Annotated in this window: 19 protein-coding genes; 15 read left to right on the top strand and 4 right to left on the bottom strand. The window is 55.0% G+C overall.

Annotated features, from left to right (window positions below; translation table 11 throughout):
- Nucleotides 1–1,002: a protein translocase subunit SecF gene (secF, locus tag ACJJIC_RS18735; protein ID WP_252084940.1), complete on the top strand. Its 1,002-nt coding sequence runs from the start codon at nucleotides 1–3 to the stop codon at nucleotides 1,000–1,002.
- A 135-nt stretch (nucleotides 1,003–1,137) separates the two neighbouring features.
- Here the strand turns inward: secF and ACJJIC_RS18730 are convergent, their stop codons facing one another.
- From ACJJIC_RS18730 to pyrC, 3 genes are all read right to left on the bottom strand, one after another.
- Complete coding sequence (locus tag ACJJIC_RS18730) at nucleotides 1,138–1,332, bottom strand: PFL_1563 family small protein (protein WP_252084941.1); 195 nt, start codon at nucleotides 1,330–1,332, stop codon at nucleotides 1,138–1,140.
- Between the two features lie 174 nt (nucleotides 1,333–1,506).
- Nucleotides 1,507–2,181: a ribonuclease T gene (gene rnt, locus ACJJIC_RS18725; protein ID WP_252084942.1), complete on the bottom strand. Its 675-nt coding sequence runs from the start codon at nucleotides 2,179–2,181 to the stop codon at nucleotides 1,507–1,509.
- 90 nt (nucleotides 2,182–2,271) lie between these two features.
- Complete coding sequence (gene pyrC / locus ACJJIC_RS18720) at nucleotides 2,272–3,303, bottom strand: dihydroorotase (protein WP_445357625.1); 1,032 nt, start codon at nucleotides 3,301–3,303, stop codon at nucleotides 2,272–2,274.
- Between the two features lie 321 nt (nucleotides 3,304–3,624).
- On the opposite strand from pyrC, the gene ACJJIC_RS18715 reads away from it, so the two are divergent.
- The 10 genes from ACJJIC_RS18715 to ACJJIC_RS18670 all read left to right on the top strand — a co-directional run bounded on the left by ACJJIC_RS18715 (nucleotide 3,625) and on the right by ACJJIC_RS18670 (nucleotide 13,833).
- The gene (locus tag ACJJIC_RS18715; protein ID WP_252084944.1) at nucleotides 3,625–4,845 is read left to right on the top strand and encodes an argininosuccinate synthase; all 1,221 of its coding nucleotides are present in this window, start codon (nucleotides 3,625–3,627) and stop codon (nucleotides 4,843–4,845) included.
- Between the two features lie 187 nt (nucleotides 4,846–5,032).
- Entirely contained in the window at nucleotides 5,033–6,487 is a 1,455-nt protein-coding gene (ccoN, locus tag ACJJIC_RS18710) for a cytochrome-c oxidase, cbb3-type subunit I (protein WP_444885924.1), read from the top strand.
- 11 nt (nucleotides 6,488–6,498) lie between these two features.
- Nucleotides 6,499–7,116, top strand: coding sequence for a cytochrome-c oxidase, cbb3-type subunit II (gene ccoO, locus ACJJIC_RS18705; RefSeq protein WP_152452172.1), 618 nt, complete (start codon nucleotides 6,499–6,501; stop codon nucleotides 7,114–7,116).
- A gap of 18 nt (nucleotides 7,117–7,134) precedes the next feature.
- On the top strand, nucleotides 7,135–7,371 hold the full coding sequence (locus ACJJIC_RS18700) for a cbb3-type cytochrome oxidase subunit 3 (protein WP_252084946.1): 237 nt from the start codon (nucleotides 7,135–7,137) through the stop codon (nucleotides 7,369–7,371).
- Nucleotides 7,371–8,279 carry a cytochrome-c oxidase, cbb3-type subunit III gene (gene ccoP, locus ACJJIC_RS18695; protein WP_444885779.1) on the top strand — a complete coding sequence of 303 codons (909 nt, stop codon included), beginning with the start codon at nucleotides 7,371–7,373 and terminating at the stop codon, nucleotides 8,277–8,279. The genes ACJJIC_RS18700 and ccoP overlap by 1 nt, the downstream gene beginning before the upstream one ends.
- A gap of 139 nt (nucleotides 8,280–8,418) precedes the next feature.
- Nucleotides 8,419–9,837 carry a cytochrome c oxidase accessory protein CcoG gene (gene ccoG, locus ACJJIC_RS18690; RefSeq protein ID WP_444891026.1) on the top strand — a complete coding sequence of 473 codons (1,419 nt, stop codon included), beginning with the start codon at nucleotides 8,419–8,421 and terminating at the stop codon, nucleotides 9,835–9,837.
- Nucleotides 9,838–9,921: 84 nt separating this feature from the next.
- A complete protein-coding gene (locus ACJJIC_RS18685) occupies nucleotides 9,922–10,446 on the top strand; it encodes a FixH family protein (protein WP_444908963.1) in 525 nt (174 codons plus the stop codon).
- Nucleotides 10,443–12,887, top strand: a complete 2,445-nt coding sequence (locus tag ACJJIC_RS18680) for a heavy metal translocating P-type ATPase (protein ID WP_445357624.1) — start codon at nucleotides 10,443–10,445, stop codon at nucleotides 12,885–12,887. The genes ACJJIC_RS18685 and ACJJIC_RS18680 overlap by 4 nt, the downstream gene beginning before the upstream one ends.
- 16 nt (nucleotides 12,888–12,903) lie before the next feature.
- Nucleotides 12,904–13,080, top strand: coding sequence for a cbb3-type cytochrome oxidase assembly protein CcoS (ccoS, locus tag ACJJIC_RS18675; protein ID WP_252084951.1), 177 nt, complete (start codon nucleotides 12,904–12,906; stop codon nucleotides 13,078–13,080).
- 6 nt (nucleotides 13,081–13,086) lie between these two features.
- On the top strand, nucleotides 13,087–13,833 hold the full coding sequence (locus tag ACJJIC_RS18670) for a sulfite exporter TauE/SafE family protein (RefSeq protein ID WP_444898849.1): 747 nt from the start codon (nucleotides 13,087–13,089) through the stop codon (nucleotides 13,831–13,833).
- A 55-nt stretch (nucleotides 13,834–13,888) separates the two neighbouring features.
- On the opposite strand, the gene nadC is transcribed toward ACJJIC_RS18670, so the two are convergent.
- The gene (gene nadC, locus ACJJIC_RS18665; protein WP_444900921.1) at nucleotides 13,889–14,710 is read right to left on the bottom strand and encodes a carboxylating nicotinate-nucleotide diphosphorylase; all 822 of its coding nucleotides are present in this window, start codon (nucleotides 14,708–14,710) and stop codon (nucleotides 13,889–13,891) included.
- A gap of 292 nt (nucleotides 14,711–15,002) precedes the next feature.
- On the opposite strand from nadC, the gene ACJJIC_RS18660 reads away from it, so the two are divergent.
- The 4 genes from ACJJIC_RS18660 (at nucleotide 15,003) to ampE (ending at nucleotide 19,298) form a co-directional block, all read left to right on the top strand.
- The gene (locus ACJJIC_RS18660) at nucleotides 15,003–15,134 is read left to right on the top strand and encodes a hypothetical protein (protein ID WP_445357623.1); all 132 of its coding nucleotides are present in this window, start codon (nucleotides 15,003–15,005) and stop codon (nucleotides 15,132–15,134) included.
- Between the two features lie 91 nt (nucleotides 15,135–15,225).
- On the top strand, nucleotides 15,226–17,586 hold the full coding sequence (locus ACJJIC_RS18655; RefSeq protein ID WP_445357622.1) for a DUF1631 domain-containing protein: 2,361 nt from the start codon (nucleotides 15,226–15,228) through the stop codon (nucleotides 17,584–17,586).
- 168 nt (nucleotides 17,587–17,754) lie between these two features.
- Nucleotides 17,755–18,315, top strand: a complete 561-nt coding sequence (ampD, locus tag ACJJIC_RS18650) for a 1,6-anhydro-N-acetylmuramyl-L-alanine amidase AmpD (protein ID WP_444908966.1) — start codon at nucleotides 17,755–17,757, stop codon at nucleotides 18,313–18,315.
- Nucleotides 18,316–18,422: 107 nt separating this feature from the next.
- Nucleotides 18,423–19,298 (top strand): regulatory signaling modulator protein AmpE, encoded by an 876-nt coding sequence (gene ampE, locus ACJJIC_RS18645; protein WP_444908967.1) that lies wholly within the window; start codon nucleotides 18,423–18,425, stop codon nucleotides 19,296–19,298.
- Nucleotides 19,299–19,398: the final 100 nt, after the last annotated feature.

Genomic DNA, 19,398 nt, shown 5'->3' with positions numbered 1-19,398 from the left:
ATGAGTGAGACCAAAGTGGAAAGCGGAAAGATTACCGAGTACATGGGCAAGCGCGTGTACGACTTTATGCGCTGGCGCAAGTTTGCCACCGTACTATCCGTTGTACTGGTGCTGGCTTCGATCGGGATACTGGCGGCCAAGGGCCTGAAGTTCGGTCTGGATTTTACCGGCGGTACGCAGGTAGAAGTGGGCTACGAAGTTACTCCGTTTATTAACGACGTGCGCACTCAGTTGGAAGATGCCGGCTTCGAAGGCGCCACGGTTGTTAACTACGGCTCCGATAACGAGCTGATGATCAAGTTGCCCCCAGAGGTAGCCGAAGAAGAGACTCGTATTAGCGCCACCGATCAGGAGACCACTACGCCTATTGGTGACAAGGTGGTAGAGGTTCTACGTGCCGGCAGTGAGGGCACCGTTACCCTGCGCCGGGTCGAACTGGTCGGCCCGCAAGTGGGTGCCGAGCTGCGCGACGATGGCGGCCTCGGTATGTTGGTGGCGCTGGCACTGGTGATGATGTACGTCGCTTTGCGCTTCCAGTACAAGTTCTCGGTTGGCGCGGTAGCGGCATTGGGGCACGATGTCATTATTGTGCTGGGCTTCTTTGCTCTGATGGGGTTGGACTTCGATCTGACCGTGTTGGCGGCGGTGCTGGCGGTGATCGGTTACTCGTTGAACGATACTATCGTGGTATCTGACCGTATCCGCGAGAATTTCCGTAAAGTGCGCAAGGCAGAGTCGGAGGAGATTATTAACATCTCCATCAGTCAGACCCTGGGCCGTACCTTTATGACCTCTTTCACCACCTTGTTAGTGCTTTGGGCACTGCAGTTCTTTGGTGGTGAGCTGATCCACAACTTCTCCCTGGCGTTGATCGTCGGTGTGGTTGTGGGTACTTACTCGTCTGTTTACGTCGCAGCGAACGTGCTGATGGCATTGAAGATCAGCAAAGAGGATCTGATGCCGCCGGTGAAGGAAGGTGCAGAGCTGGAAGAAATGCCCTAATCAGGAAGAGCTTCCAAATAAAAAAAGGCCGCTGTTTAGCGGCCTTTTTTTTGCCCCGATTGTTCAGTCCTGACAAGCAAATACTGATACCGGGGTTTTCACTGTGGGGTGATTTGCGTAGCTAGTGGCAAACAGTTAGCTGCGAGGTTTTTTGCCCAGAGTGATATGTTTGGGACCGGAAGTGTTGGTCTGGCCGCTGACCCCCTTGGGGACCTGCTCGATCTCGCCACCCTTCTCCAAAAAGGCTTGCACTTGCGCCTCAATACTCTCGCTGGTCTCTAAGGGGGCGGTCTGCTTACGACTGGAAGAGGAGGATGCTTTTTTGGCCACGGTGACTGTCCGGTGTTTTGGGTTGGCCAGTCATCATACAGCAAATTGGATAAAAAAGCATCCAACTGCCTAAGTGGCACTCATAGTGCACAGTTTGCCGCCATATACAGAGGTTGCACTGTCACTAAAGGGCGGTTTGTGGGAGAGGGCCAGTTGCACTGGCCCGAACGAGGATTACTCGGTCTCCTGCTCCAGGAGTTCGGTATTGGCCACTGGCCAGCCACCCAGCTCCCGCCATTTGTTGACGATACCGCAGAACAGGGTTGCGGTTTTTTCCGCGTCGTATTCGGCGGAGTGGGCGCAGCTATTGTCGAACTCAATACCGGCTACCTGGCAGGCTTTCGCCAGCACGGTTTGGCCGTAGGCGAGTCCGGCGAGGGTAGCGGTGTCAAAGCAGGAGAAGGGGTGGAAGGGATTGCGCTTGATCCCGGTCCGTTCAACCGCGGCATTCACAAAGCCCAGGTCGAAGTGGGCGTTGTGGGCAACCATAATGGCGCGGGTGCAGCTGTGTTTCTTCACGGCACTGCGGATCTTGCGGAACATTTCCGGCAGGGCGATTTCCTCTGGCCAGGCCTCGCGCTCGGGGGACTCCAGATCGATGCCGATAAAGTCGAGCGCCGATTGCTCCACATTGGCGCCATCGAATGGTTCCAGGTGAAAGCTGTGGGTTTCCAGCGGGAAAAGTTTCCCCTCTTCATCCATATCCAGGATTACCGCCGAAATTTCCAGCAGGGCATCGGTGCGCGCATTAAAGCCGCCGGTTTCCAGATCGATCACAACCGGCAGGAAGCCGCGAAATCGCTGGGCAAGGGAGCTCTTTGGTCCTGTGGGTTCTTCGGCCGGGGTCACTTTGGGTCCTTGTAAATCTCAGTTGTGCCGGGATAAATCCGGCGGGGTAGGGGGTTCGCGGGCTTGGGCCCGCGAGGGTTTGAACTGGAATTATACGAGCTTCCAGTTCAGGGTTTCACCGGCGGCCAGGGGGATCAGCTTTTCGCCGCCCATATCCAGCGCTTCGGGAAGTGCCCAGGGCTGCCTCACCAGAGTGATGGTGTCCTGGTTGCGCGGCAGGCCGTAGAAATCCGGGCCGAAATTGCTGGCGAAGCCTTCGAGCTTATCCAGCTTACCGGCGCGCTCAAAGGCTTCGGCGTACAGCTCGATAGCGGAGTAAGCGGTGTAGCAACCGGCACAGCCGCACTCGTGCTCTTTCTTGTGGTGCGCGTGGGGGGCCGAGTCAGTGCCGAGGAAAAATTTCGGGCTGCCACTGGTGGCGGCTTCAATCAGTGCGGACTGATGATCGCCGCGCTTGAGAATTGGCAGGCAGTAAAAATGCGGGCGAATACCGCCAACCAGCATATGGTTGCGGTTGTACAGCAAGTGGTGCGCGGTAATCGTCGCGGCAACGCCTTCGCGGGCATTTTGCACAAACTCAGCGGCATTGGCGGTTGTGATGTGCTCAAAAACCACTTTCAGAGTGGGGAAATCTTCTACCAGGCGCGCTAGGGTCTTCTCGATAAATACCTGCTCGCGGTCGAAAATATCGATATCGCTGGTGGTGACCTCACCGTGTACCAACAGCTTCATGCCGCAGGACTGCATTTCTTCCAAAGCCGGGTAAATATTGGCAATGTCAGTTACGCCGGAGTCGGAGTTGGTGGTGGCACCAGCCGGGTAGAGTTTTGCTGCGATTACGCCGCTGGCGTGGGCCTGGCGAATCACTTCGGCATCGGTCTTGTCGGTGAGGTAAATCACCATCAGCGGTTCAAAAGTGTGGCCGGCTGGGATATGCGCGAGAATGCGTTCGCGGTATGCGGCTGCGCCTTCACCGGTGGTGACGGGCGGTACCAAATTTGGCATCACAATTGCGCGGTGAAATTGTCGGGCGGCATCGCCAACGGTGCGTTCCAGGGCGGTGCCATCACGCAGGTGAATATGCCAGTCGTCGGGGGCGCGAAGAGTGATTTGCTCCGTCATGGTACTCCAGGATATCAATTGCTGTAGAAGTGTCTCTGTGCGGCGCGCATGCTACCCGATGCAGGGTCAAAATGCGATGCGCGAACCGGTTAAAAGTTAATCAATTGTATAGACTCTCACCTTGGCGCTAGTCGATTGCGAGCAGAGGCGCTACAATCGCGCCCCGATAAAGTGTGTGGGTATTAATTGTGCCCATAAATACCGAGCCTGGGCATACCTCCAAGAATAACCTCCCCCAGAACGAAACAAACTTCACAGATAGGTGATTCCAATCGCCGCACTTTGATCGTGGCGGCAAAAATCCAGCAGCAGAGGACAGCAATGAGCAAAATCGAGAAGGTAGTACTGGCATATTCCGGCGGACTGGATACTTCAGTGATTGTGCGATGGCTGCAGGATACTTACGGCTGTGAAGTAGTGACGTTCACGGCGGATATTGGCCAGGGTGAGGAAGTTGAACCGGCGCGGGCCAAGGCCGAGGCGCTCGGTGTGAAAGAGATTTATATCGACGATCTGCGCGAGGAATATGTGCGGGACTTCGTTTTCCCGATGTTCCGTGCCAATGCGATTTACGAGGGCGAGTATCTGCTGGGCACCTCTATCGCGCGTCCGCTGATCGCCAAGCGCTTGATTGAAATTGCCAACGAGACCGGTGCCGATGCTATTTCCCATGGTGCCACCGGTAAAGGCAACGACCAGGTGCGCTTTGAGCTGGGTGCCTACGCACTGAAGCCGGGTATTCAGGTAATCGCGCCCTGGCGCGAATGGGACTTAAATTCCCGCGAAAAGCTGATGCAATACTGCGAGCAGCACAAGATTCCAGTGGATTTCTCTTCTACGAAGAAAAAATCCCCTTACTCGATGGATGCCAACCTGCTGCACATTTCCTACGAGGGTGGCATCCTCGAAGACCCCTGGGCGGAAGCCGAGGAAGATATGTGGCGCTGGAGTGTGAGCCCGGAGGCCGCGCCAGAAGAGCCGACTTACATCACCATCGGCTTTGAGAAAGGTGATCCAGTCTCAATCGACGGTGAGCGTTTGAGCCCGGCCACCCTGCTGGAAAAACTGAACAAGTTGGGTGGAGCTAACGGCATTGGCCGCCTGGATATTGTGGAAAACCGCTATGTGGGTATGAAATCCCGCGGTTGTTACGAAACTCCCGGTGGAACAATTTTGATGAAGGCGCACCGTGCTATCGAGTCCATTACGCTGGATCGCGAAGTGGCGCATATGAAAGATTCCTTGATGCCGCGCTACGCGGATCTTGTGTACAACGGTTACTGGTGGTCGCCTGAGCGCCGTATGTTGCAGGCCGCTATCGATGAATCCCAGGAAGTGGTGAATGGTGAAGTACGCTTGAAACTCTACAAGGGTAGTGTCAGTGCAGTAGGCCGCCGCTCTGTAGATAGCCTCTTCGATGAGCGTATCGCAACCTTCGAGGATGATGCTGGAGCCTACAACCAAAAAGATGCAGAGGGCTTTATCAAGCTCAATGCCCTGCGCCTGCGCATCGCCGCTGGTAAAGGAAGAAAATTGATTTAGTCGGCTTAGTTGATTTAGATCAGTCAAGGCTGGAAATGGATGCGCTTAAATCCTTTTCTGGCCAACAGTGACAGTTATGTGTATGCCTTCGAAGTTATAAGCGGGTTCATACATGACTGCTGCAGACCCAGTGGTGGGCCAGGCCCGCTCAGTGGAACCGAATTTTAAAAGCAACGGAAGTAAAAACATGACGACAACGGTGGCAAAGACCGGCCCTGTGCCGGACTATGACTACAATATCGTGCGCCAGTTCACCATCATGTCCGTGGTCTGGGGCATCTTTGGTATGGGCATGGGCGTATTGATCGCGGCTCAGCTGGCCTGGCCCGAGCTGAACGATTTCTGGCAGCCCTTCTCGCACTTTGGGCGATTGAGGCCACTGCACACGAATGCGGTTATCTTCGCATTCGGTGGTAGTGTTCTGTTTGCCACCTCCTACTATGTGGTGCAGCGCACCTGTCAGGTTCGCCTTTGGGGCGGCTGGCTGATTCCCTTCACCTTCTGGGGATGGCAGGTCGTTATCGTGGCAGCGGCTATTACCTTGCCGATGGGCTTCACCTCCACCAAGGAATACGCTGAGCTGGAATGGCCGATCGATATCCTGATCGCCGTAGTTTGGGTTGCCTATGCACTGGTGTTCTTCGGCACCATCATGAAGCGCAAGACTTCCCACATCTACGTTGCCAACTGGTTCTTCGGTGCTTATATCATCACCATTGCCGTACTCCATATTATTAATAATTTGGAAATTCCGGTTGCTCCGTTCAAGTCTTACTCCATCTACTCCGGTACCAAGGATGCGATGATCCAGTGGTGGTACGGCCACAACGCAGTAGGCTTCTTCCTGACTGCAGCCTTCCTCGGCATCATGTACTACTTCGTACCTAAGCAAGCTGGTCGTCCGGTTTACTCCTACCAGCTGTCTATCGTTCACTTCTGGGCACTGATTTCCCTGTACGTATGGGCTGGTGGTCACCACCTGCACTACTCAGCGCTGCCCGACTGGGCACAGAGCCTGGCGATGGTAATGTCCCTGATCCTGTTGGCGCCTTCCTGGGGCGGTATGATCAACGGCATCATGACCCTGTCTGGCGCTTGGCATAAGCTGCGCACCGATCCTACCCTGCGCTTCCTGGTGGTATCCCTGTCCTTCTACGGTATGTCCACCTTCGAAGGCCCGATGATGTCTATCAAGACTGTGAACGCTCTGTCTCACAACACCGACTGGACTGTGGGCCACGTACACTCCGGCGCATTGGGCTGGGTTGCGATGATCTCTATCGGTGCTCTGTACCACCTGGTTCCTGTTCTGTGGAAGCGTCGCGAAATGTACAGCACCAAGCTGATCAACGCGCACTTCTGGCTGGCTACTGTAGGTACGGTTCTGTACATCGCTGCGATGTGGGTAAACGGTATTACCCAAGGTCTGATGTGGCGCGCCTTCAACGCCGACGGCACCCTGACTTACAGCTTCGTGGAAAGTGTTGTTGCGAGCCACCCGGGCTATGTGGTGCGCTGGTTGGGCGGTGCCATGTTCCTGGTCGGTATGCTGCTGATGGCTTACAACGTCTACCGCACGATTACTGAGAAAGTAAACGATGCCGAAGCCGATAACACCGTTCGTGCAGTGCCTGCGGCATAGGAGTTTAGATCGTGAAGAATCATGACATCGTAGAAAAAAATATCGGCTGGATGATCTTTTTCACCATTATCGCCATCAGCTTTGGTGCTCTGGTAGAGATTGTCCCGCAGTTCTTTACCAAGGCAAACTACACTCCGCTGCCGGGTCAGAAGCCGCTGACCGCACTGCAGTTGGAAGGCCGGGATATCTATATTCGCGAAGGCTGTCACGTATGCCACACCCAGATGGTGCGCCCACTGCGCGCCGAGGTGGAGCGTTACGGCCACTATTCCATGGCACAGGAATCCGTGTACGAGCACCCCTTCCTGTGGGGCTCCAAGCGTACTGGTCCTGACCTGGCCCGTGTGGGCGGCCGCTATTCCGATGAATGGCAGCGTGCTCACCTGTACAACCCACGGAGTGTAGTGCCTGAATCCATTATGCCGGCCTACCCCTGGTTGTTCGACAATGTGGTTACTGGTAATTACACCGCGCGTAAGATGGAAGCGCTGCGCCTGGTCGGTGTGCCCTACACCGATGAGGATATCGCCAATGCCGCCGAGCCTTTCAAAGGTGGCAAGGTGAAGGAAATTGATGCGCTGGTCGCTTACTTGCAACAGCTGGGTACCCTGGTTACCCAAAAACGCTAATAGCGAGGAAGGAAACTCGTGACTATCGAAACTTTGCGGGAAATCGGACTGGTTCTGGGATCACTGGCCTTTCTGGCTATTTGCTGGTGGGCTTTCTCTCCGAAGCGCAAGAAGCGCTTCGAAGAAGATGCCAATTTGCCATTTGCCGATGATGAGCAGCAAGCCGATAAGGATGATTCGTCGGCTGCTCAGAAGGACGAATCCAAATCCGGGCAAAAGCCCGGGACTGAACGAAAACAGGGGCAGGATAAGTAATGAGTACATTCTGGAGTGTGTGGGTAATTGTACTCACCCTCGCCAATCTGGCGTTGATTACCTGGGTGTTGTTCGCCAACCGAAAGGTTGCGGTGGACGACCAGGCTGAACCGGAAAACAAAACAACCGGCCACGTCTACGACGGTATTGAGGAGTACGACAATCCTCTGCCCAAGTGGTGGTTCATGCTGTTTATCGCCACACTGGTGTTCTCTGCAGGATACCTGGTGATCTACCCAGGCCTGGGTAACTTCAAAGGTCTTGGTGACTGGTCATCTGTCGGCGCGTTGGAAGCTTCCCAGGCTAAGGCCCAGGAAAAGTTCGACGAGCAGTTTGGCAAATACCTCGATATGCCTATTGAGCAGATTGCGCAGAGCCCGGAAGCCCTAAAAATGGGTTCTCGAATCTTTGCTAACAACTGTGCGGTGTGTCACGGTGCCGATGCCGGCGGTAACTTTGGCTTCCCCAACCTGACCGATAACGCCTGGCTGTATGGTGGTACCCCGGAGAAAATCCTTGAGACCCTATACAATGGGCGTCAGGGTATGATGCCTCCACAAGGTCCGATTATTGGTGAAGAGGGTGTGCGTAATGCCACCGAGTATGTGCTCTCCCTCAATGGCCTAAACCACGACAAGGCGATGGCTGCTGAAGGCCAGAAGGTGTTTAACACTGTATGTATGGCCTGTCACGGAATGGACGCCAAGGGTAATCAAGCCCTGGGTGCTCCCAACCTGACCGACGATCTGTGGCTCTACGGCAGCAGCCGGGAGCAGATCCAGCACACCATTCGCAGTGGGCGATCCAATATGATGCCCGCGCAGAGAGATAAACTGCGTGAAGACAAAATCCGCCTGGTAGCGGCCTATGTCTACAGCCTGTCCCAGCAGGACGAAGAACAGCAGTAATTTACTATTGAGGCCCGGCATTTGCTGGGCCTTGTTTTTTCAAGGGACTCCGGGCGCTGCAGGGACGGAGAAAAAAGCCTCAAAATAAGTGGCTACCTGGCCCGCGTACAAGATGTGTCCGTGCGAGAGTGAGGTTTGTGTGAGTGATTTAATTCCAACCCGTGAGGAACAGGAAGGTGATGGCGAGGTTCGCTATCGCATGCTGTATGAGTCGGACGATAAAATTTATATCCGACATATCAAGGGTGTTTTCACCCGTATCCGCAAATATACCGGCCTGCCGTTATTGCTGGCCTTCTTCTTTCTTCCCTGGATCAATATCGACGGGCGCCAGTCAGTCTTTTTTGATCTCCCCACCCGACAATTCCATATTTTCTGGACAACCTTTGGCCCCCAGGACGGCTTCCTACTGGCTTGGCTGCTGATTATTGCCGCCTTCGCCCTGTTTGCTGTTACCACCTGGATGGGGCGGGTCTGGTGTGGCTTCACTTGCCCTCAGACCGTATGGACCATGATGTTTATGTGGGCGGAGCGTATCTGCGAGGGTGATCGAAACAAGCGCATGAAGCTGGATAAGGCCCCGTGGAACGTGGAAAAGGTTCTGCGCAAGGGCGGCACGCACGCTTTATGGCTGTTGATTTCTCTGGCTACAGCCTTGGCTTTCGTAGGCTACTTCTATGGCATTCGTGAGTTGGTTGTAGACCTCGCCACCTTCCAAGCTCATCCGCAAGGTGTCTTCTGGGTAGCTTTCTTTACCTTTGCCACTTACATGAACGCGGGCTTCTTGCGGGAACAGGTATGTAAATACATGTGCCCCTACGCACGCTTCCAGTCGGTGATGTACGACGAGGATACCCTTGCGGTTTACTACGATGCCAAGCGTGGTGAGACTCGCGGGCCGCGCAAAAAGAACGTGGACTACAAAGCCGAAGGTATGGGTGACTGTATCGATTGCTATTGGTGTGTGCAGGTTTGCCCGGTGGATATCGACATTCGCGATGGCTTGCAGTTTGAGTGTATCAACTGCGGCCTCTGTGTCGATGCTTGTAACAGCGTCATGGATAAGATGGGCTATGAGCAGGGCTTAATTCGCTTCACTTCTGAAGACGAGCTGCAGACTGGCAAGACGAACTTTTTGCGTCCGCGACTGTTTGGCTACGCAGTCGTTTTGCTGGCCATGATAGGATTGTTTTCGCATCAGGTGGCAACTCGCAGTCCTATCGAGGCGGAAGTCACCCGTGACCGCGGTGCCCGTATGTATCGGGTTTCACAAGGGTTGGTGCAGAATGTGTATACCGTGAAGATCAGCAATATGGATCAGGCAGCTCATGAGTTCACGATCCGTGTTGAGGGCAATCCGAATTATGATTATTCGGTGCGCAAACCGCGCAATATTTACCTGAAGGCCGGGGAGATCTATCCGGTACCGATTCGGGTGAGTGTGCCCGAGACCCAGCTAAAGGACACCAAGCACGATATTGATATCGTGGTGCAGGCTGTCGATGACCCGGAGCTGGTCAATAAGCATCGAGCGGTATTTATTGGTCCCAAGCAGTAGACGGGAAGCCGTTCCCGTTGCAAAGTACGGGCCCGCTCAGGCGGGCTCTGCTTTTCTGCACAAAACGGTAATTTTGGTAACGCGATGAATGAACCAACGTCGAAACCCTGGTATCGGGAATTCTGGGCCTGGATGGTCTTGGCACCGTTGATTACGGTGGTTGTAGTCTCCTCTATTACGGTCTCCATTGCCGTGCGTTTTGCTGATGATCAGGTCAGCGATACCTACTACAAAGACAGCCGCATGTACCATTTTTCCGCGGAGCAAGACCAGCGTGCCAAGGCTCTGGGGCTGGCGGCTTTGGTGCAGTTCCAGCGCACTGAAGGTGGCGTTACTGTCGAATTGAATGGCAATACCGACTACCCGGAAAAACTGCTGCTCACTCTGAGCCACCCGGTGGAAGAGGATCTGGACCAGCATATCGAGTTGTCACAGCTCTCTGTGGGGCGCTATTCCGGTGAAGTACCGGGCGCCTTAAAAAGCCGCTGGTACCTGCGTCTGATGCCTGAACTTGACCCAAGTGCACATCAGCAAGCCGAGTGGCGTTTGAAAGGCGAGATCAACTTCGACCTGGGCAACGCGGCGCCCATGAATCCCGGCAGTCAATGAAGTCACCCTGTTATCACTGTGGTCTACCGGTTCCCGCTGGCAGTAATCACTCAGTTGTGATCGAAGGTGTCCCGCGCAGCATGTGCTGCCCGGGATGTGAGGCCGTGGCGAGTGCAATTGTCTCCGGGGGATTGGACGGTTTTTACCGTTATCGGGAAAAACAAAGTGATCGCCCGGAGCAGAACCAGCCACAGGATCGCTGGAGTGCTTATGATCTTCCCGAAGTGCAGCAGCAGTTTGTGCACGACTGGGACGGCGGGCGCCAAATGGCGGCGCTGCTGATCGGTGGTATTACTTGTGCCGCCTGTGTCTGGTTGATAGAAAAACATCTGGGGCAATTGGCCGGTATCGAGAAAGTCTCGGTCAACGCCAGTACCCAGCGCGCGCAAATTGTTTTCGATCCAGAGCAGATTCAACCCAGCGCCCTGTTTGAGGCCCTGGAGCAGATCGGCTACCGCCCTGCGCCGGCGACTGCTGCCAATCGTGAAAGTGTGATCCAGAGTGAGCATCGCGCTGCCCTGCGCCGCCTCGGGGTCGCTGGTCTCGGTACCATGCAGGTGATGATGTTCGCCATCGCCCTCTATTTTGGTGCCGGCAGCGGTGATGTGGGTGAGTTCGAACGTTACTTCCGCTGGGTCTCTCTGCTGGTAGCCACTCCTGTAGTGTTCTATGCCGCGCGGCCTTTCTTTAGCGCGGCCCTGCGCAGTCTGCGCACGCGCCACTTGAGTATGGATGTGCCGGTTTCCCTCGCTATTGGCCTGGCCTATGGGGCCAGTTTCTATGCCACCGTATTCGGTACCGGCGAGGTATATTTTGAATCCATCTCCATGTTTACCTTCTTTTTGCTGTTGGGGCGCACTGTTGAGATGCGCGCGCGCCACCGAGCGGGGCTAGCCAGCGGTGGGCTCGCGCAGCTGTTGCCCATGACCGCGGCAAGGTATGACGGCACTGAGATTGCCCACGTCCCCGTAGCAGCCCTGGCGGCTGGCGATCGGATTTTACTGCGCCCCGGCGATACGATTCCCGCTGATGGTGAGGTACTCGAAGGTGAGAGTGGCGTAGATGAATCGCTACTCAGTGGTGAATCTGCGCTACAGCAAAAGACCGTGGGCAGTCCTGTGTATGCAGGCAGCGTCAACGGCGATTCCAGTCTTACCGTGCGTGTCACCGCCGCCGGAAAATCCACGCGCTTGTCGGCGATTGAGCGTCTTGTGGAGCGCGCCCAGCTGGAGAAACCAGCTCAGGTAGCCCTGGCGGATCGGGTTGCCGGCATTTTTGTCGGAGTCGTACTGGTTGCAGCCCTGAGTGCTTTCGCGGTCTGGTGGCAACTGGACCCAAGTAGGGCATTTTGGGTGGCCTTATCCGTGTTGGTGGTGACCTGTCCCTGTGCTTTGTCTTTGGCGACACCTGCGGCATTGGCCTCAGCAACTCTGCGTCTGCAGGAGCTGGGCTTGTTGGTTGCTGGCGGCAGTCTTTTAGAGACCTTGCCCCGCATCAGTCGTGTGGTGTTCGATAAAACCGGTACCTTGACCCGTGGTGAGCCGCGCATCCTGCATATTGATTTACTGCGTGATGGCTGGACCGAACAGAAAGTCAAAGATGTGGCTGCAGCACTCGAGTCCCAAACTCACCATCCACTGGCGCGGGCATTTCGTGCCTGGCGTGGCAACCTGACTGCAAGCCAGCTCAAGGTACATACAGGCTGCGGCCTGGAGGGGCAGATAGAGGGCAACCGCTACCGCCTGGGCCGTGCCGATTTTGCCATCACGCAATCTATTGCGGCTCCACAGGGAGAGGGGCAGTGGCTGTTGCTGGCCGATGATATTGGCGCTATCGCCTGGATCGCGCTTGGCGATAAATTGCGGGACTCCGCCGCACAGGCGGTTGAGCAGCTGGGCCAAATGGGCCTGTCAGTTGAATTGTTGAGCGGCGACCAATCCGCTGAAGTAAAACGGTTGGCTGCCCAGGCGGGCATTGAAGGTTTCCGCGCTGGTGCATCGCCCGAAGACAAGCTCTCCCATATGAAGCAGCGGCAGGATGCGGGGGAGAAAGTCCTGATGGTGGGTGATGGTCTCAATGATGTGCCGGTATTGTCAGGTGCTGACGCGTCGGTGGCGATGATGTCTGCCGCTGACCTGGCCCAATCCCGCGCGGATGCGATTCTGCTCAACGGTGATCTGCGAGTGTTGGCGCAGTCTATCGCTCTGGCTCGTAAGTGTCGCCGGGTGGTACGTCAAAATCTGGCCTGGGCCCTGGGGTATAACGTCATAGCACTGCCCCTGGCGGTGTGCGGCCTGGTGCCTCCATGGGCTGCCGCTATTGGTATGTCTCTGAGCTCTCTGGTTGTGGTTATCAATGCACTGCGCTTGTCTCGAGCCGCACCTTCTACAGAGGACACCACCCGTGTAGAGCCCAATATTCGCCCCAGATTGGCGGATTAATACAGAGGAGTGAAGCGTGGACAGTCTCTATTTCCTGATTCCTATTGCGGTGGTATTTGTTGCTCTCGCCATAAAAGTCTTCTTCTGGGCCGTAAATAACGGCCAATATGACGATCTGGAGACGGAGGGACGACGAATCTTGTTTGAAGATGATCTGCAGGCATCATCCACAAAGACTGAGGAAAAGGAGTAGTAGTTCGTGGGGGATTGGGGATTTTTGGCGGCTGCGCTCGCCATCGGTTTTCTCGGCAGTAGTCACTGTATTGGTATGTGTGGAGGGATTTCTGGCGCGCTGGGCATGGCGGTGCCAGGTAGGCAGACCGCCTGGGTGCAACTGGGTTCCTACCAGTTGGGGCGCGTTGCCAGTTACACATTGATGGGTGGCCTGGCCGGTGCCCTGGGGGCTGCTGTCATTCCGGCACTGACACCGTTGCGGTTTGCTGCAGGAATAATGTTGATTGTGATGGCGCTCTATGTAGCGGGCATCTGGCGCGGCCTGGTGTGGTTGGAGAAGGGCGGTAGCTATCTCTGGCGCTATGTTCAGCCGCTTTCCGCTAAGTTGTTGCCGGTGCGTTCCGCGGGACAGGCTATTGCACTGGGTTCTCTGTGGGGTTGGTTGCCCTGCGGTTTAGTCTACAGCGCCCTGACTTTTGCTTTGGCCCAGGGCAGTGCGGAACGCTCGGCGTTGGCGATGCTTGCTTTCGGCCTAGGCACCTTGCCAGCCATGTTGGCCACTGGCGCCGCCGCCGCACAGGTGCGTAATTTCGTGCAGAAGCCAGGGGTGCGTCTGGGGTTTGCCGCTGCGATTATGCTGTTTGGCTTTTGGACATTGTGGGGCGCTCTCGGCCATGGGGGGCACGGAGATCACAGCAATCACGGTGCTATGAATGCCGTGGAATCTGTTGAGGAGAAGCCACAGGAAGAAAGCCACCACCATCATCACTGATTGTTGTTGGCGGGCTTGTGGGGCACGGCAGTAGCAGCACTGTGCCCCATCAAATCTAAAATTCGATACGCAGCGATAGGTCGACCGCACGCAGGTGCTTGGTCAAACTGCCAGAGGATATGTAGTCGACTTCCAGTTCCGCCAGCTGTGCGATTCGCTCCCGATCTACACTGCCAGAAATTTCAATTCTCGCGCGCCCCTTGGCCATATCCAGAGCACTGCGGGTGTCCGCATCGTTGAATTCATCGAGCATTATTACATCTGCACCGCTATCTAGCGCTTGCTGGAGTTCTTCGAGAGTTTCCACCTCAACTTCTACCAGTGCCCCCGGTTTAATCGTTCTCGCCTGGGCTACGGCCTTGTCGATACCACCGGCAGCGGCGATATGATTTTCCTTGATAAGAAAAGCGTCGTAGAGGCCGATGCGGTGATTGTGGCAGCCGCCGCACAGTACGGCATATTTTTGCGCGCTGCGCAGGCCTGGAATGGTTTTGCGGGTGTCGAGGATTTTCACCTCGGTACCGGTGGCGCGTTCGGCGAACTCTGCGGCAGTGGTTGCTGTGCCGGACAGGGTTTGCAGAAAGTTAAGTGCGGTGCGCTCGCCGGTGAGGATTGTGCGGGCATTGCCCTCGAGTTCAAAAATCACGCTATTGGCGGAAACTCTATCGCCATCGGTAAAATGCCAGGTTAATTGCAGGTCGGGATCTAGTTGTCGAAAGATCTCCTCAACCCAGGCGCGCCCGCTCAGGGTGCAGTCCTCACGGGTGATCACGCGGGCACGGGCACTGCGATCAGCGGGGATCAGCTGGGCGGTGATATCGCCATCGCCAATATCCTCCTCCAGTGCCGTTCGCACAGCCCTTTGCAGGTCGGTCATGATGTTTGGGATGGTGGAGTCTTTAGGGTGCATTGGCAAACCTCGAAATAAACGCGCGGGCAGTTTACCAAAACCCATGGGATTTGGATTGCCTGGGGGTCCATGCCACTCCTTTGCATGTATTTTTCCCGGTAGCAGCTGCCCCAACATTTCGCTGTGACAAGTGTCTCAAATGTGTCGCGAAACTGTGTCAATAGGGCAGTTATCATGGGTAAAATCCAAGGCGGATGGGTATCGGCGTAGGTGCACGTTATCCCTGTCTTCACTATTCAATTTACCTGCATTAAAAAGCTTGAAATCTGAGCAAAATCAAGAGGTTATTGGTTTTTCTCAAGCAAAATGTCGATTAATTTCAATTAGTGGTGGCGGTGTGCATCCCAACCTGTTTCCACTGATTGATAGAAGTGGTGTGGGTAAAAAGTAAGGCTTGGTTATTTACCGCGACTTGTGCGGCCAACAAGATTTAAGCCAGCAAATACGTAATAGCCGGATGGTATTTGAAGGACCTCTTGGAAATGAGTGAATCCAGCAAGGTAGTTTCCCTTTCAGAGAAAAGCGCAGAGCGATCTACGGCGCTTGCAGGTAAAGCCATGGTGCTTCCATCGGCCGTTGCAATGTTGAAGGAGAAGGCTTGCGCCGAGTTATTCGAGCGGGTCAAGTCACTGTTTGGCAAAGTGGATGACTCACTTTTTGCCATGGCCGAGCGTGCCCATGGCCAGGAAGAGCAAGATGGATTGTTCCAAGCCTTGCGCCTGTTGCGGGTTGAGCGCCGCAATATTGCAGAAAACTTCATCGGCAATGTCCAACAGGCTTTTCAGATTCGCCAGGAGACTCAGGACACACCCAGCTTTGCTCCAGATAATCTGTCACTGGTTCACAACGATGATCTAGAGCAGTTGGTGGCTGCAGATACCATGGTGGCTTCTGCAAAACGCGATTTTGCAGAACCTTTAACGGAATTGTGTCTGCGCCTGGATACCCTTTATTCGGTTAAGATTTACGACAAGAACAACCCCTTGGGGCCCGATGTTATTTGCGACGCCTTTGTGGAGGCAATCCAGCCCCTCGATCTACATATTCGCGCCCGCCTCACCCTGCTGAAAAAGTTTGAGCAGCTTGTTATGCAACAGCTGCGGGGGTTTTATGATTTTTGTAACCAGTTGTTGGTGGAGCAGGGAGTATTGCCCTCTCTGAGGGAGCAACAGCGTGCGGCGCGTCAACGGCCTGCACATTCTACGCCGGTGTCAGGTGGTGCCCAGACTACGGTGGGTGCCGGCCATGCTGCGGCTGAGGGGCAGGGGCCGGTTGCTTCAGGCGTTCCAGTTAGCGGCCACTTTGCTCCGGGCCTAGTACCTGCTACAGCTGGTATGACCCCCATGCCGGCGGGAGATCTGCTCAGCCACCTGGGCGCCTTACAGAGCGGAGCTCATTACCAGGGCGGTGGTACGGCCCAATTGCTCAATGTGGGTGAGCTATTACAGCAGCGTTTGGTAGAGGCAAACCAAGCGGCATCGCTGGCGAAAGTGGACAGTGATGTTATCAAGCTGGTGGAGATGCTGTTCTCCTTTATCCTGGAAGATCGCAGCCTGGCAACGCCCATTAAATCCTTGTTGGGTCGTTTACAGCTGCCCTTGCTAAAGGTGGCTATCGCCGATAAATCATTCTTTAGTAAAGGGGGGCACCCCGCACGTAAGCTGCTCAACGAACTCGCCGATGCAGCCACGGGTTGGCAGGCTCCGGAAAACTATGAGTCCGACCCTCTTTACCGGGAAATCTCCCAGATTGTTGAGCGCGCCCTGAATGAGTTTGATCAGGATATTCATATCTTTTCATCCTTGTTGGAGTCCCTGCGTGAATTTATAGCCCGTGAGCGCAAACGCGCCGAGATGCTAGAACGCCGAGTGGTGGATGAGGCCGATGGCCGTGCAAAAACCCAGGCCGCACGAGCGCGCGTTGCTGCTGTTATGGATGCGTTGGTGGCGGAGCGCGATCTGCCGCCGGTTGTGCAGGACTGGCTCAATAAGGTTTGGAATAACGTTTTATTCCTCACCTGCGTTAAAGAGGGTACTGACAGTGAGGCCTGGAGTCGCGATGTGCGCACCGCTCGAGACCTGGTCTGGAGTGTGCAGGCGCCGATGCCGGAAGCACGCAAGCAGCTTTTGAGCCTTCTGCCAACTTTGCAGGAGCGCCTGAGGGAAGGTATCGAGGCGCTTTCCTACAATGCCTTTGAGGCCCGTAATCTGTTTGCTGGCCTTAAGGAAATTTATCGCGAGCGCTTCGCCTTGGCACAACGCTTAACAGAGGAGCGCGAGCGCTTAGTCAAAGAGCAGGTAGCCAGGGAAGTCCAAGCGGCTACTGCCGTAGAAGTGGTGGCGGAAACACCGGCTGAAACAGCCAAGATTGAAGCAGTTGCAGAATCGCCAGAAGCTGAAGTGGCCTTGGCTGAGGATCGGGTAGCGGTTGATAGTGCCGAAGCCAAAGAGGAAGTTGCTCTGCCGCCTATGGAGGAGATAGAGCAGGCGGTGGCCCAAGCTGAAGTCGCCCCGGTTACTGAGGAGCAGCAGGGACTGGCACAACTCGATGAAGACGATCCCCACTGGCAGATGACCTTCCGCCTGGCTCAGGGTAGCTGGTTCGAGCTGAAGCGATCCGAAGAGGAACAGTTCCGCTGCCGTTTGGCGGCGGTGATCCGGGATATCGACCAGTTTATTTTTGTAAATCGCAATGGTGCCAAAGTAGCGGAATTTGCCCGCCTGGAACTGGCCCATGCCCTGCGCTCAGCACAGTTGTTACCCCTAGATGACGGCATGCTGTTCGAGCGCGCCTTGCAGTCAGTAATCGGTAATGTACGTAAAAAACGCAGTGAACAGCGTTAGGGAATAAAAAGGCAATTTCATATACCCGGCAGTCTAGACCGGGTTTCCACTTCTGTCGTCAGACAGTTCCAAACGGATTGGCATATCGATCAACGCTTCCATAAAATGGTTACTGCTGAAATCCCGGGCTACTCGGGTTGGTAGTTTTTTTGGAGCGGAGATCGCAGATTGAAATATCAAGTGGATTCCGGCTGGTTATCAGGGGCGCGTCGTGTTCCCAGCCCACACTGCAACAGCCGGCCGGATAACTGCCCTGTAGACCTACTGGTGATTCACAGCATAAGCCTGCCCCCAGGTCAGTACGGTGGCCCCTATATTGATACGTTTTTCCTTGGGCAGTTGGACATTGATGCCCACCCTTACTTCACGGAAATTGCCGCTTTACAGGTTTCTGCCCACTTGCTTATCGATCGCGACGGCATCGTCACTCAATATGTGCCTTTGGACCGGCGAGCCTGGCACGCGGGCAAGTCGGAGTTTAGGGGGCGCAGCAACTGCAATGATTTTTCCATTGGTATTGAGCTGGAGGGCCTGGATACGGATATTTATACCGATGCTCAGTATCTGGCGCTGGCAGAAGTTACCCGAGCGATTATGCAGGCTTATCCAGGGATAGGAGTCGATAAAATTACCGGGCATTCTGATATAGCTCCTGGGCGCAAATTAGATCCGGGCCCAGGCTTTGACTGGCAGCGTTATCTGGGGGACGTAAAAAAAGGCGCCGAGTAATTGTGAGCGGTATTATTGGCACATATTTATTAATTAGAGTCTTACAATCGAATCTCGGCACTTTTGTGCCGGTAACTGAATTTCTTTAGCACTATCACGGCAACGTTATGACCTTGCTGATTATTCTATTGACCTTGGGTTTGGTACAAATTTGGGGATCGGGCGCGCCTTTACATCGCGATCACTGGTTCGATCGCTGGAGTACCCACATCGAGGGGCTTTCCCCGCTGCAGGGAAAAGAAGGCTTGCTACTCGGATTTAGCGTCCTGCCGCCGGTTCTGATGGCGGCGCTGGCAATGGCTTTTGCCCAATCTTCCGCTGGGGCTTTGGGGGGGCTTTTGCTAGGGGTCCCTCTACTGCTCTATTGCCTGGGACGTGGAAATTTTAATGAGACTTTGAGTGCTTATCTGCGCAACTGGTATCGGGGTGATTTTAACGGGGCCGCCGAAGCGGCACGCCCCCTGTTGCGGGAAATTCACGAGAGTGCCGCCGAGGGCGGACGTTTGCATGAGCAGGTATTTCGCGGAGCGGCCTATTCCGCTTTCGAGCGACTTTTTGCCGTTTTGTTTTGGTTTATCCTGCTGGGTATTCCGGGAGCGCTGCTGTTTCGCCTGAGCGCTCTTTACGCGGAGCGTGCTCGGGGAACCGAACGGGAGGCTTTGGCCGCGCGCTGGCTGTGGTTGCTGGAGTGGGTGCCAGTAAGGTTGATGGGGCTAAGTTTTGCCATTGTCGGTAACTTTGCCGGCTGTTACAGGGCCTGGAGGCAGTGCCTGATGTGCCGGGAACGGGATACTGATCAGGTTCTCGAATCCTATTTGGAGGGGGCCCTGGGAGGGATTGATGCCAGTGAGTGCAGTGCCTCTGCAGATCTCTCCCATATCCAGCGCCAGAGTGGTGCGGAGATCGAAGGTTTGCAGGCGTTACTATCCAGGTCCCTACTGCTGTGGATTACCGCACTGGCACTTACTGTCTTGTTTTTCTAAATGTGAACACTCGCACCCACTGGGATCAAAGTTCCACAAAAAATTATAAAGTGGGATTAATTTGCTAACAGTTACTTGACTTAACACCAGTATCCAAGAA

The sequence above is a fragment of the Microbulbifer mixtoriginis (SeqCode) genome (assembly GCF_052468275.1).
This window is presented reverse-complemented; position numbering and strand designations above follow the sequence as displayed.

Excerpts from the sequence above, each read along its gene's own strand:
- secF (WP_252084940.1), top strand. The coding sequence starts at position 1 with ATGAGTGAGACCAAAGTGGAAAGCGGAAAGATTACCGAGTACATGGGC.
- pyrC (WP_445357625.1), bottom strand. The coding sequence starts at position 3,303 with ATGACGGAGCAAATCACTCTTCGCGCCCCCGACGACTGGCATATTCAC.
- ACJJIC_RS18715 (WP_252084944.1), top strand. The coding sequence starts at position 3,625 with ATGAGCAAAATCGAGAAGGTAGTACTGGCATATTCCGGCGGACTGGAT.
- ccoN (WP_444885924.1), top strand. The coding sequence starts at position 5,033 with ATGACGACAACGGTGGCAAAGACCGGCCCTGTGCCGGACTATGACTAC.
- ccoP (WP_444885779.1), top strand. The coding sequence starts at position 7,371 with ATGAGTACATTCTGGAGTGTGTGGGTAATTGTACTCACCCTCGCCAAT.
- ACJJIC_RS18685 (WP_444908963.1), top strand. The coding sequence starts at position 9,922 with ATGAATGAACCAACGTCGAAACCCTGGTATCGGGAATTCTGGGCCTGG.
- ACJJIC_RS18680 (WP_445357624.1), top strand. The coding sequence starts at position 10,443 with ATGAAGTCACCCTGTTATCACTGTGGTCTACCGGTTCCCGCTGGCAGT.
- nadC (WP_444900921.1), bottom strand. The coding sequence starts at position 14,710 with ATGACCGACCTGCAAAGGGCTGTGCGAACGGCACTGGAGGAGGATATT.
- ACJJIC_RS18655 (WP_445357622.1), top strand. The coding sequence starts at position 15,226 with ATGAGTGAATCCAGCAAGGTAGTTTCCCTTTCAGAGAAAAGCGCAGAG.
- ampE (WP_444908967.1), top strand. The coding sequence starts at position 18,423 with ATGACCTTGCTGATTATTCTATTGACCTTGGGTTTGGTACAAATTTGG.